We start from the raw sequence: 12,409 nt of genomic DNA on the forward strand, positions 1-12,409 counted from the left end.
CGGCCGACTCGTTCACTCCGGTGCCGTTCTCACACCATCCGAGCCGAGGTGCGCCATTCCGAGCCTGTGCCAGAGCTGTGAGTACGCCTCGGTCAGGAGCCGCTTTCGGCGGCCTATTACCCCTGGCTCATCCGCCTCCGCTGCGGCGTACGCGCGGGCGCAGGAGCAGAGATCATCCGCCGCGGCATGGATGCCGGGATCACGCGCGACGAGCTGCAGGATCTCGACGAGCTGGGCTCGGACGTTCTCGATTTCGGCCGCGGGATTGCCACCCGAGGTCAAGTGCTCAAGGGCTTGGGCGACCGCAGTCATCCGGGCTTCGAGCGTCTCAAGAAGCAGTGCGGGACCCATGAGCTTCGCCCTCCGCAGCCACGCGGCAGGCTACGCCGGGACGCTCCCGGACGCACCAGGACTGGGCCGGAGTTCACTGCCCGAGAAGCGAGCGGCGGCGACAAGGTGGGCAGTTCGCCCTCCCCTGCCCCCCGGCCAGCACGTCCGGTCGATGGTCGCCCACGCCCGTCCTGAGGCGCTGTGAGAGCCGGCGCATTGCGCGACCGACGTGACGAGAGGAGGCCTGTGAGCTGCCTCCGGACCGCTGAGAAGGCTGGCTTCGCGTTGCATCCGTGTTGCACGGAGCCGCGATGCAGTGAGCGCTATTATTCTCATTGCATATTCATAACCCGTAAAACTTGCAAGAAATAAAATATCTGCCGCTATCGAGTAGCTTAAGGCGCGCGACTTGCCCCGGGGCTGTCGCTCAACCGGCCAAGCCACTGCTGAATCCTGCAAACGCGGGTGTCGACCCCGACACGTCTAACCTCCAATGGGAGGGGCGGATATAAGCCCGGGCTCGGTTCGGATGTGGGATGGAGGGCTTAGCAGCGCCTCGGGGCAGGGCACCGGCCACCAGAGACGGCCGTTGGGACGGTACTCTGGGCTTTCTGCCGATCGAAGCGCCGAGCTCGCTCGGCACTTTGCGCGTTCACCCTGGTACGCCCTCCCCTTGCGGGCCCTCAGGGCTGCTCGGGTCACCCAGGAACAGCTACCCCAGATCCTGGCTGCCACCCCTTCCTGGGCGCGCCTGGGATCTGATGATCGCGCTGCTGGTGATAGGGGCCATATTCGGCTTCCATCCTGCCGCGGCGCCGATCTTCCATGCCTACCGGAAAAGCGAGCTCGCGCGGCGGCGCCGGATCAAAGCGCGGGTGACGGGCGGGTGGACCGGCGTGCATCGCGCGGCCAGCGCGCGTAGGAGAGGTGAAGGCGTGTGCTGACGGGCGAGGCTGACGTGGCTGGACATCCTCATGGGCGCGCCAATTGGGCGGATGCCGCGGTGGCTCACTATCGGAGCGCCGCGGGCGTCGGCCTTCCCGTAATGGCCGCGGCGATGGCGAGCAGTGCCCTGGCCTGCGCCACACCTTTCGCGGCCTTCGCGACCTGGGCAGCCCTCCGGCTACCCCGCCGGGCCGGTCTCCTTCTCATAACTGCCGTCTGGCTGACGAACCAAGCCGTCGGCTTTGGCCTACATGGCTACCCACTCGACCCGAGCACGATCGGCTGGGGCCTGGCGATCGGCTCGGGGATGCTGCTGGCCTGGGCCGCCGCCGCGGCCACATCCCGGCTCGTGAGAGCCGAATGGCCCGCCATTCTGCCGTCGTTGGTCATCGCCTTCCTGGCTTGCGAACTCGCCTTGTGTACGGCAGGCTTCGTGCTGCCAGGCGACGCGGAGGCGTTCGCGCCCTCGGTGGTCGCACACCTCTTTCTCATCAACCTCGCTGCCTTAGGCGGCTTCGTGCTGCTGCAAGCGGCCGGCGAAGAGGTCGCGCACAGATGGGCGGCTCGCAGGCTGCAGAGCGCGTGAGAGAAGGGTCGTGCGCGGTTTCCCGCCGGAGCGGATCGTCTGCCTGACCGAGGAGACGGCCGAAACCCTCTACCTCCTCGGCGAGGAGCATCGCATCGTCGGGGTCTCGGGCTACGCGGTGCGGCCGCCGCGGGTGCGGCGCGAGAAGCCGCGCGTCTCGGCCTTCACCAGCGCCGACCTGCCCAAGATCCTGGCGCTGTCGCCCGACCTCGTACTGGCCTTCTCCGACCTGCAGGCCGGCATCGCGGCCGACCTCGCCCGCGCCGGGATCGCCGTGCACCTGTTCAACCAGCGCGACGTGGCCGGCATCCTGGCGATGATCCGCACCCTCGGCGCCCTCGTGGGGGCGCCCGGACGGGCCGAGGACCTCGCGCGGGGCTACGAGGAGCGCCTCGGGCGCGTCGCGGCCGAAGCCGAGGGACGGCCTCGTCCGCGGGTGTATTTCGAGGAGTGGGACGATCCGCTGATCTCCGGCATCGGTTGGGTCTCGGAGTTGATCGGCGTCGCAGGCGGACAGGACGTCTTTCCTGACCTGGCGCGGCAGGCGGCGGCGAAGGACAGGATCGTGTCGCCCGACGCGGTGGTCGCGGCCGCACCGGAGGTGATCCTCGCCTCCTGGTGCGGGAAGAAGGTGGTGCCGAGCCGCATCGCGGCCCGTCCGGGCTGGTCGGCCATTCCGGCGGTGGCGCGCGGGCGGATCACCGAAGTCAAGTCGCCGCTGATCCTGCAGCCTGGACCGGCGGCACTGACCGACGGCCTCGACGCGATCCGCGCCGCGCTGCGTCCCGCTGATCCTTCGCCCTGAAGATGCAGGATACATGCGCTCAGGGTGCTGTTCAGAGAACCGAGCCACCTCTCGTCGACAGCGAAGCGCAAAGTCTCAGCTTGCGCGAACCGGCCTCCTCCGCGGCGGCGTATCGCCGGCCACGAAATAGGCTGCCTGGCTGCGCGGCAGGGGGGTCCGGCCGCGAATGTCGTCGGCGATCTTCTCCGCGATCATGATCGTCGGGGCGTTGAGGTTGCCCGTGACGATCTGCGGCATGATCGAGGCGTCGACCACGCGCAGACCCTCCAGCCCATGCACCCGGCCCCGGCCGTCGACCACCGCCATCGCATCCTCGCCCATCTTGCAGGAACAGGAAGGGTGGTAGGCGGTCTCGGCATGGGCGCGCACGAAGGCGTCGAGCTCCGCGTCGGAACGTAGCGCCGCGCCTGGGCTGATCTCGCGCCCGCGGTACGGATCAAGGGCCGGCTGGGCCATGATCTCGCGGGTGATCCGAATCGCAACGCGGAACTCGCGCCAGTCCTGGTCGGCCGACATGTAGTTGAACAGGATGCTCGGATGGGCGTGCGGGTCCCGCGAAGTGAGCCGGATCCGACCCCGGCTCGGTGAGCGCATCGAGCCGACATGGGCCTGAAAGCTGTGCGATTTCACCGCGTGGCTGCCGTTGTAGCTGATCGCCAGCGGTAGGAAGTGATATTGCAAGTTCGGCCAGGCGAATTCGGAGTCGGAGCGGATGAAGCCGCCCGCTTCGAACTGGTTGCTTGCGCCGATCCCCGTCCCCGCGAACAGCCATCGCGCGCCGATGGCGGGCTGGTTCCAGGGCTTGAGGGCGGGTGCCAGGGAGACGGGCTGCCGGCACTCGTATTGCACGTACATCTCAAGATGGTCCTGCAGGTTCTCGCCGACGCCGGGCAGGTCGAGAACGAGGGGGACGTCGAGATTGCGCAGGAGATTGGCAGGCCCGACGCCGGAGCGCTGCAAGATCTGCGGCGAGGCGATCGCGCCGGAGCAGACCAGCACCTCGCGGCGTGCCCGCGCAAAGGACGGCTCCTTGTTCCCGCGCAGATAGACGACGCCGCTCGCGCGTTTGCCATTGAACAGGATGCGGTCGGTGAGTGCGTGGGTGACGATAGTGAGGTTGGGCCGCTCCCGCGCCTGGTCGAGGTAGCCCCGGGCGGTGCTTGACCGGCGTCCCTTCGCGGTGACGCTCCTGTCCATCGGACCGAAGCCTTCCTGCTGGTAGCCGTTGAGGTCCGCGGTGCGGGGGTAGCCCGCCTGCACGCCGGCCTCGATCATGGCCTCGAACAGAACGTTTCCGCCGGGCTTGGCCGCGGTGACGTAGAGCGGTCCGTCTCCGCCGTGATAGGTGTCCGGCCCAAGGTCGCGTGTCTCCGCCCTGCGGAAGTACGGCAGGCAATCGCCGTAGGACCAGTCCGCGAGGCTGGGCAATCGCGCCCAGCCGTCGTAGTCGAGGGGATTGCCGCGGATGTAGCACATGCCGTTGATCAGCGACGAGCCGCCGAGCCCCTTGCCCCGGCCGCACTCCATGCGCCGGTTGTTCATGTGAGGCTCCGGATCGGTGAGATACGCCCAGTTGTAGCGCCGCCCCTGGAGTGGATAGGCGAGCGCCGCTGGCATCTGGGTGCGAAAGTCGAAGCGGTAGTCGGGACCACCCGCCTCCAGGAGCAGGACGCTGACGTCCGCGTCCTCGGTCAACCGGGCGGCCAGCACGTTTCCGGCCGAGCCGGCACCGACGATGATGAAATCGTATTCCTGCGTCATGGTCGGATGGCCGGTGAGGTGGCACGGGAAGCCTCGCGCTCAGCATCAGGGGCGCGGAGTCCGACGGCTCGACCTGGATCGATGTACTGCGCGTGTGGCGCTCCAAGGTCTCGAAGCCAAGCTTCAGCGCCGCCGGCACGAGGATGCACTCTGGCTGACGCCAACACGATTAACTTGGTCGAATGATACTGCGCAGGGCGAAAGCTCTGAAGCGGGACAAGGGAGACGGGCGGTATTGGCCGCAAGCACCCTGACCGGGATGGTGGTCGGGACGTTGGATGCCCCTGGCCAGAACACTTGGACCCGCATAGCACGAGATCATCCTACCGCTTCTGCCCCTCCCCGCTCAATTGACCTGATCGGTATTTTGGACCGGGCCGAGTGCGAGGCTACTGCATGGCCGTTGCCAGGGGTAGCCGGAAGGCCGGATCCGGGAAGGTGACAGGCGCGGGCGGGCGATAGCCCAGGGACGAATGCGGCCGGACGCGGTTGCAGGTGTTCTGCCGTAACCCGATCACGGTCTGCGCGTCCCTCAACGCGTAGAAGATCTCCTGCTTCAGGCACTCGTCGCGCAGTTTGCCGTAGAAGCTCTCGCAAAACCCGTTCTCCCATGGAGAGCGCGGCGCGATGTACTGGATCTGCGGGCCGGTCTTGGCGAGCCATTTGCGTCGCGTCTTCGAGATCATCTCAGGGCCGGTGTCGCAGCGAACGTGCTCGGGGACGCCGTGCAGGCACATGGCGTCGGCCAACGCCTCGAGCACGCCGAGGCTGTTGATCCGCCGTGCCACTTTCAGAACCAGGCACGCCCGGCTGTGCTCGTCGATCAGCGTCAGGATGCGCAAGCTCCGGCCGTCGTGGGTCTGCCCCTGCACGAAGTCGAAGCTCCAGACGTGGTGCGGTGGAGCGGTCGCAGCCGCACGCACGAGCCGTCGTTCAGCCACCGGCGGCTACGTGGTCTCTGTCGGCTGGGGACCTTCAGCCCCTCGCGACGCCAAATGCGCTGAACCCGATCCTTGCCCACCTGCCAGCCGGCTGCCTGCAGCAGTGCGGTGACACGGCGGTAGCCGTAGCGTCCGTACTCGGACGCCAGGGCGACGATGGCACGGGTCGGCGCAGCCTCGTCGGCCGGCGGCGTGGGCACGTAACGCTGCGTGCCCCGGTGCTGGCCGACGATCCGGCAGGCGTGACGTTCCGAGAGGCCGTACTTCTCGGATGCCGTCCACCGCCTGCCGGCGTCGCTCGGGGGCTATGAGTTTCCCGAGGCGACGTCCGCCAGGACCTGCTTCTCCAGCGAGAGATCGGCCACGAGCCGCGGCAGCCGCGCGTTCTCGCGCTCCAAGTCCTTCATCTTCCTGGCCTGATCAACTTGGAGACCGCCGTACTCCTTGTGCTAGAGCATTTTCCGACGAAGTGGATGCCGGTTCGTCGCAGAAAATGCGGCAAGATCAAAGATCGAGAGCAGCACCCGATTGCAACGTGATCGGGTGCTGCTCTAGCGGTCATAGCTCTGCTCGGAGATCTCCGCCTCCGTGCAGGCCAGGGCCCAACTCTTGCCCTGTGCCGTCTGCACCTCAATCTGGCGCAGCTTGAGCATCACCTGCTCCGCGCTCGTCTTCTGACCTCGCCGCATGTCCGACTCCTTCGGTCCGGGCTGATCCTCTCAATCAGCCCGGACCGAAGCCAGCCGGTCAGGTCACTGGGGAGGCCGCCGCTGATCCGCACCACCCGCACCCGACCCTCGCCAGAAAACACAGTCAGGGTGGCAGGGACGGTGACCGATCGGCCGCGCGCAAGGGCGGTCACGACACCGCTCGCTCGACGAGCCACAGGATGAGCATCGCAACCAGCCCGGCGACCACCACCTGAACGATGAACTGTGTTCCCGCGCCCCATCCAAATTCTGCCTCCAGGTATCGCTTGACGGCGGTGCTGGCGAACCAGCCGAGACCGCCCGCAATGAACGTCACGAAACGGCTGCGGTACCACGGTCGAGGATCCTGCGGCTTGGCCATGGTCGGCGATGCGCCTCCTGGGTCTCGAAGCTAACTGCCGGTGCGACCGACCTGGCTGCTTCACGCGCTGTCGGGCGGGGTGGCGTAAGTCGCCAAGCTGGCGACTTACGCGAACGCTGCAGCTAATCGCATTGTTTGATCTGGATGTGCAAAGGTATGACAGGCTTGTCTTGAAATATAATCCCAAAAACATTGCTAACTCTGCTGCTTGCAGAGAAGCCCGGAGGAATAGGTTGAGGATTTAATCCAGCTACGGTTTCGGAGAGCTCGTCGTTGCTCAAGGTATTATGAGTGCAATACTTTGATTTATTCTCTGGCTTTCTAAGTGTGAGCTGTTTCAAGGATTTGAGCATAGAAGCCTCCCGAGGCAACATCATTGCCCTCCGAGAGAATGCAAGTCCAACACGCCACCCGATGTGCTCAGACGCACATGCGTCAGCCCCACTCCTAGCCCAACCTCCGCCCTAAGCTAAGGCTGCTCCAACCGTGCGAGTGGTTGTATAGCTGCTCGCACGCGTGAGACCGGCCCATCCGCATAGGCGCGGTTACGGAGCCGCTCTTTGGGCGATCTTGGCGATGTGCGCCCGGCGGCACCCGGTCGCCGCCTGGATCTGCGACCACGTCATTCGGCACGGCCGACCGAGGCCTGTAGCGTGCCCTGGAGCGGTTCCGGCGGGGATGGGCGAACCGGGATTGAGCAAAGCGGGATCGGTCCGTGCTGTGCCCGTAGCCATGCCGCAACCGCCAGGAGAGCGGCACGGTCGAGCCGATGCGCCAGCTCGTCCTCACGCTGCTGCCGGGCCCGGGCGCTCAGGCCGGCAAATCGCAGCAGCAGCTGCTGGGGCACGTCGTCGAGCAGCAGCCCCGGTGGAGCGATAGCGGCCGGCAACGGCTCGCCGAGTTCGCTCCGGCTGGCTGAGCTTGCTGAAGCCACGCTGCTGCGACACCGGGTCAAGAGGGAAGACGAACGCGGCGGTAAGCGCGCCGACCGGGCGCCTTAAAATTTGGTTAAAACTGAGACAAGGCGCCGCCGTGCTTAGTGAAGAAGCAGCATTATTATAGCGAAGCTTGCGCTCGCCGCGCCAATAAGGCCGACACTTGCCATTGTTTCCGCAATCACCGCCGCCCTCTCTTTTTTATTGAGGCTGGCCATATCGAGTGTTGAGTGATTTGGCAACTCGGATAGGCGGCTTAGGGCTTGCTCAGACCGCATCCATCTGAGGCCGGTAATTAAGTTGTGCACGCTGCAAATAGCGGCCGTAAGTGCCTCGGAATGTTAGCGGTCAAGCTGTCCGGAGCATGCGCGGACGTTGAAGTAAGCTGTGGAACTACCCTGGTCTGTGCGACAAACTCAGCACAGAAGCTTGCCCCGGTGTGTCACCGCGAGCACACTGGCACCATGTCTCGTAGCCCGCCCACGTCGCACTTCCAGCTCTGGTTACTCTGACCACGGCCAGACGGCGCCAGCGTTGTGACCGATCATGAGGAACTGGGCGCCGTCACCGAGGAGACGGCAGTCGCGGCGGCCGCGGACCGGGCTTGCGAACTGTTCTCGCAGTCTGACGCGGTCGTCATGCTGCTGGACGGAACGGGCAAGCTGATCTGGTCGCGGCGGTGCGGCATGCCTCGGCCGGGTGACCTCCTCGGCAAACGAGTGCAGGAGACCACAGGGGGCGCTGGGGAGCTGGTGCCCCAGGTCACGGCGATCATGGCGGGGCAGCTGAGCGGCGTCGCCTCGCTCCGACCCGCTTGGCGATCGTGGCAAGGTGAGCCCGATTGTACCCGGTCGCCGCCTGAACCTGAGACCACGTCATCCCGGCTGACAGCATCGCGGCGATCCCCGCGTTGCGCTCCGTGTCCTCCGCCCGGCCCCGGCAGAGGCCCTGCGCCTTCGCCCGTGCCTGTTGAAGGGTCACGCGGGCCCTGTTGAACCAGCTCCGGGCTGGTTCGCCAGGGGTATACCCTTCCTGAACCGATGCGGGCACGCCTGGTGCCGGGCCGCAGTCTCCGCAACGGCCCTATGACGGGGAACGATCGATACACTACACGATAAATATCTTTGATCTCGCCGACTATGAATTCGTGTTTCGGCCCTTGTTTATCTATCGATTTTCTTACAAATTTTCTAATATGGTCACGAATTCTCTCGCTTCTCTCTGATGAATTGTCAGTCGCGTCATGTGCTTCGGTCATGAACGGGTCGCGCATCGATCGGGTTCCCGGCGCCAGAGAGCCCGCATATTCAACAGAGAGCCCAGCCTCTTAGGCAGGGCGACATGTCGGTGTGACTACACAACCTATTCTGCCCTAATCCTGCTATATAGCGCAACGTTCCCAAAGTCATGTAGTCGTTACGGCCTATGCGTGATCGTGCAGTTGATTTCGAAAGTCTTCGTTGCGCGGATTAAGCTTACATAAACGAAGTATGCGGATTAACTTGCTGTCGGATACGTAGCCTGCCGGACGGAGCCGCGCACTCCCGTCCTCGCAGAAAAGGACCTAGTCATGCGGCACTTCTACTTCGACCTCGCCGACGGGGTCACTACCATCCGGGACGAGGAGGGGGTCGAGGCCACGAACCTGGATCAGGCCCTGGAGGCGGCCGAATCCGTGATCCGGGAGATGCGAGCCAATGGCGTGCTGGCGCACCTCGGAGACGGCTGGACCCTCTGCATCCGTGTGGAGGCCGAGACCGTCCTGGCTATCCTGCCCGTGGAGTAGCGGCTGATCGCACGGGGTGTGGCGCTCGACTTCGCGGCGATCCTGGTGGCGAGGCCGATGTAGGCCGGCACGCTCGGCAGGCCCCACTACACCTCGGGGGAGTATCGGGCCGTCATGCGGACCACTGGCCCGATCGCCGATCCCGCCGCCCTGGTCTGCGCGTGGAGCCGCGGCCTCGCCTCCCTCTCCCCCGGCCAGCCGCCCTGCCCCGGCTTCCGCCTGGACGACTGGGCCACCAGCCTGGAGAACTGCCGCCGCTTCGTCGACGAGTTCGGCGCCGAGGCGGCGCGGCTCGGCTGGGACGCGCTCACCCTGTTCTCGGTGCACCCGCAGGCCGGCATCGTCCGGGGCGACTGCTGCGGCGTGATGATGCCCTGCTCCTACCCGGTGTTCGAGCTGGCGGAGGCGTACCTGACGACACACCTCTGGACCTCGCGGAAGGCCAAGCCCGGGCGCTGCCGCGGCGTGACCGTCTGGGAGTTCGGGAAGGCGGCCTAGCGGGATCACGAACTCCGCCGTAGCCTGCGCCGATCAGGGCGCCGATCTCACCCGTGCCGATCCGACCCGAGCACCGCGGCTTCGACCCGATCGACTGGCCCCAGCTCTCCGACGTGATCCGCTTCCGGTCCGCCGGAGGGCGCTGCGAGGGCTGCGGGCGGCCCCACCTGCAACGGGTCGCCTTCAGGGCGGGCGCTGGTTCGACGCCGCGACCGAGATGCGGCGCGACGGGCGAGGCCGCATCCTGCGCAGCCGCATGCTCCCGGAGGACCTGCTCCACACCGTCCGGTTCACCCGCGTGGTCCTGGCGACGGCGCACCTCAACCACGACACGGCCGACGGCGCGCCCGGCAACCTCGCCGCCTCCTGCCAGCGCTGGCACATGCTGCACGACCGGCCCGAGCACCAGCGGCGGCGCCGGTTCACCCTGTTCAGCCGCAAGGCGGCCGGCCATCTGTTCCATGGGCTCTACCCGGGTAGATGGGACACCATAGAATGAGCGTAGCAGGTGTCGTTGGCCCGATAGGCTCGGCATCCCTACTTTAAATGGCTGATGCGCAACGCACTCCAGGAGAACACGCTGCAAATCTGATTATAACAAATTTGTAGGCGAGCCATGTCCGTGCACTATCTACGGCCGTCGCCAAAGAAAGAGGCGCCTCAGTGGGCCGCTCTTGTTGCCGTTGCAGCCTTCGCGTATTTCGAGTTCGAGGTACTTAGGCCCACAGTGCAGAAAATGGGTCGGGAGGCTTATGTTGAAATCATGCACCTGTCAGAGGAAATGTTCTGCATGGGAACCGCGGCGAGCAGTGCTGCTTTCTGCGGTCACTAAAACGCAAGTTTCCGTCGGTGGGCGGTAGCATACAGGGCTGTACATCACCCTCATGTCCAAGGCCGTCACCGACGAGCGTGTGAACGCCGCAGTCTCCGGCTACCTCGACGATCCCACGCCGGGACTGCGCCTGATCGCCGAAGGCGTCGCCGTGGACCTCGCGGCGGTGATCCTTGCGAACATCCACGCCCGGGGGGCTGGTCCTGACGAACGCCCTTGAGGCGCAGCGACGGATGGCGGTGCGCGCGGCCATCCTACTGGCGCGGGCCGGTTGAGCGAGACAATCACGCCCTCGCTCCCGACCCTCATGGAGGGCGCTCTCACCCGAATGAGTGATGAAAGCTTGGCCTTTTGGGCATACACCAAGTCCAGCGCTCGCCACCCAAGGAAGCCGTGCGATGGATGCCAATCTCAGGACCGTTCTGTCCTTCGCCGCCGTGTACGCGGTCATCGCCATCGCCCTGCTCGCCGCACAGCCGATTGCTGGTGCAACTCAGACGGCGGATGCGGCCGGCAACTTCGAAGCACCTGTGAGCCGCTGGTTGCACGTCGTGATCGCCTCGGCCGAGTAGCGACGATCACGGTCCTTCCGGGGGGCCGGCTGATACGCGCACGCAATCCCCGCCGCGCCTGCGACGAGCAGGGCCGCGAGATACCACCGCCCACGATCGGCTGGCCCCGGTCCGAGGAGGGCGACCGCACGGCCTTCGTGCACTGCAACGCGACCGATTGCGGCCACGAGGCGACGATCAGCACGGACCGCTTCCCGGCCGACTTGCCCTTTCTCGACATCGCCCTGCGGGTGCGCTGCTCGGCCTGCGGCGCGAAGCCGGTCGGCGTGGTGCGCGACATGCTGGGCGTCTACGCCCGGCTGCACGCGAAATACAGCTGGGGCATGCGTGTCCGGCCCGCTACCGGCGAGTTATCGCGTCGTAGGGTGGGACGTGCCGTGGCCGGATGAGGGCGGCCGCACCGCTTAAGGGGGACACGGACGCTGCCCTTCTCGTATTCAGGCGAGAACTACCTCAAGCTCAACTCGCTCGCCCGAGTGTCCAAGAAAGCGGTGATGTTCTTGATCCGGTTCAACGCCTCCTGCTGTGTGCAGGTGTTCACGTCCGACCCGTAGAACAGGAGTCCGTACCGCCTCCGTATGGCACAGTCAGTCTGGGTTAACAGTATGAACGCGGCCATCAGCACGATCGCTATCCAAATCGGCCGCCTCGCTGTCAGATGAAGCATGCCGATCGGCATAACCAGAACTGATCTTAATTCGGCACCCTTCTTAGGTCTTCGCTGGCGTGCGGAAAAGGCATCCTGATTTGCCTCACGGTTGGCAAGTAGCCTTTCCAGGCGCAGCACTGCACGATTTCGTATGCGCAGCATAGGGAGCGTCCTTCTCTCCCGTAGCATAAAACGCGACCACCTCTTAAATGCGGCTGTACTTGCGCGTAAAACTGCGACGTTTTATTTTGCATTAAGTTCGATTTAAGTTCACCAAATGGCCGCGGGCATCTTGCCGGCGCCAACGGGGACCCAGATAGGCACAACATTAGGGATGCCGCTTCAGGCCCGCACATTGATCCAGGATAGAAAAGGCCCGCCGCTACCGGAGCTGAGCGGGCCGAAGATGTCCCCAACACGATTGAGAGCTTCTAACAGAACCAGGGTTGGCGCCTTAGCGGCCGCGCCGAGCTCACGGGTGTCCTGTTCGTGTTGCGCTCGGGCACGCCATGAGAAGTCTGCTATTGCAACTGTTTTGCTCAGTCTGTTCCTTTCGTCAGTTGCTGCGATATTTGGCCAAACATCTGCACAGGATCGCTCTGTCCTGCCGTAGAATTTGATGATATTCCTAAGATCCTCTTGAAGAACCCGCCCGCAATTCCATCAAGTTCTTCATCGGTCAAGAGCCCGATCTCCTC

General features: G+C 65.1%; 13 protein-coding genes and 3 pseudogenes. 10 read left to right on the forward strand and 6 right to left on the reverse strand.

Translation table 11 applies throughout. The annotated features are described in order from the left end of the window. Positions 1-12: 12 nt before the first annotated feature. The gene (locus tag QA634_RS23685; RefSeq protein WP_012334436.1) at positions 13-351 is read right to left on the reverse strand and encodes a hypothetical protein; all 339 of its coding nucleotides are present in this window, start codon (positions 349-351) and stop codon (positions 13-15) included. Between the two features lie 740 nt (positions 352-1,091). On the opposite strand from QA634_RS23685, the gene QA634_RS23690 reads away from it, so the two are divergent. Genes QA634_RS23690 through QA634_RS23700 form a run of 3 tightly spaced genes read left to right on the forward strand, consistent with a single transcriptional unit; the run spans position 1,092 to position 2,666 of the window. Then, positions 1,092-1,274, forward strand: a complete 183-nt coding sequence (locus QA634_RS23690) for a hypothetical protein (protein WP_150108715.1) — start codon at positions 1,092-1,094, stop codon at positions 1,272-1,274. A 59-nt stretch (positions 1,275-1,333) separates the two neighbouring features. Continuing rightward, on the forward strand, positions 1,334-1,861 hold the full coding sequence (locus QA634_RS23695) for a hypothetical protein (RefSeq protein ID WP_236728647.1): 528 nt from the start codon (positions 1,334-1,336) through the stop codon (positions 1,859-1,861). Positions 1,862-1,871: 10 nt separating this feature from the next. After that, the gene (locus QA634_RS23700; protein WP_012334438.1) at positions 1,872-2,666 is read left to right on the forward strand and encodes a cobalamin-binding protein; all 795 of its coding nucleotides are present in this window, start codon (positions 1,872-1,874) and stop codon (positions 2,664-2,666) included. A gap of 75 nt (positions 2,667-2,741) precedes the next feature. On the opposite strand, the gene betA is transcribed toward QA634_RS23700, so the two are convergent. The 4 genes and pseudogenes from betA to QA634_RS23720 all read right to left on the reverse strand — a co-directional run bounded on the left by betA (position 2,742) and on the right by QA634_RS23720 (position 6,439). After that, positions 2,742-4,427, reverse strand: a complete 1,686-nt coding sequence (betA, locus tag QA634_RS23705; protein ID WP_012334439.1) for a choline dehydrogenase — start codon at positions 4,425-4,427, stop codon at positions 2,742-2,744. Positions 4,428-4,816: 389 nt separating this feature from the next. Then, positions 4,817-5,814, reverse strand: a pseudogene (locus QA634_RS23710) (IS3 family transposase); the annotation flags it as partial. A 104-nt stretch (positions 5,815-5,918) separates the two neighbouring features. Next, positions 5,919-6,057 (reverse strand): annotated as a pseudogene (locus QA634_RS23715) (IS3 family transposase); the annotation flags it as partial. Positions 6,058-6,226: 169 nt separating this feature from the next. After that, positions 6,227-6,439: a hypothetical protein gene (locus tag QA634_RS23720; protein WP_012334440.1), complete on the reverse strand. Its 213-nt coding sequence runs from the start codon at positions 6,437-6,439 to the stop codon at positions 6,227-6,229. Positions 6,440-7,208: 769 nt separating this feature from the next. Here QA634_RS23720 and QA634_RS23725 point away from each other — a divergent pair. The 7 genes and pseudogenes from QA634_RS23725 to QA634_RS23755 all read left to right on the forward strand — a co-directional run bounded on the left by QA634_RS23725 (position 7,209) and on the right by QA634_RS23755 (position 11,451). After that, entirely contained in the window at positions 7,209-7,358 is a 150-nt protein-coding gene (locus tag QA634_RS23725; RefSeq protein WP_210161162.1) for a hypothetical protein, read from the forward strand. 1,586 nt (positions 7,359-8,944) lie between these two features. Continuing rightward, the gene (locus QA634_RS23730) at positions 8,945-9,160 is read left to right on the forward strand and encodes a DUF6894 family protein (RefSeq protein WP_012334442.1); all 216 of its coding nucleotides are present in this window, start codon (positions 8,945-8,947) and stop codon (positions 9,158-9,160) included. Positions 9,161-9,274: 114 nt separating this feature from the next. Next, complete coding sequence (locus tag QA634_RS23735; RefSeq protein WP_012334443.1) at positions 9,275-9,658, forward strand: hypothetical protein; 384 nt, start codon at positions 9,275-9,277, stop codon at positions 9,656-9,658. Between the two features lie 53 nt (positions 9,659-9,711). Continuing rightward, a pseudogene (locus QA634_RS23740) lies at positions 9,712-10,157 on the forward strand (hypothetical protein). Positions 10,158-10,542: 385 nt separating this feature from the next. Then, positions 10,543-10,710 carry a hypothetical protein gene (locus QA634_RS23745; RefSeq protein WP_012334444.1) on the forward strand — a complete coding sequence of 56 codons (168 nt, stop codon included), beginning with the start codon at positions 10,543-10,545 and terminating at the stop codon, positions 10,708-10,710. A gap of 178 nt (positions 10,711-10,888) precedes the next feature. Beyond that, on the forward strand, positions 10,889-11,062 hold the full coding sequence (locus QA634_RS23750; RefSeq protein ID WP_012334445.1) for a hypothetical protein: 174 nt from the start codon (positions 10,889-10,891) through the stop codon (positions 11,060-11,062). A 137-nt stretch (positions 11,063-11,199) separates the two neighbouring features. Further along, positions 11,200-11,451 (forward strand): hypothetical protein, encoded by a 252-nt coding sequence (locus QA634_RS23755; protein WP_012334446.1) that lies wholly within the window; start codon positions 11,200-11,202, stop codon positions 11,449-11,451. Positions 11,452-12,250: 799 nt separating this feature from the next. On the opposite strand, the gene QA634_RS23760 is transcribed toward QA634_RS23755, so the two are convergent. Beyond that, positions 12,251-12,394, reverse strand: a complete 144-nt coding sequence (locus QA634_RS23760; RefSeq protein WP_168169170.1) for a hypothetical protein — start codon at positions 12,392-12,394, stop codon at positions 12,251-12,253. Between the last annotated feature and the right edge of the window lie 15 nt (positions 12,395-12,409).

Source organism: Methylobacterium sp. CB376 (genome assembly GCF_029714205.1).
Classification (GTDB): Bacteria; Pseudomonadota; Alphaproteobacteria; order Rhizobiales; family Beijerinckiaceae; genus Methylobacterium.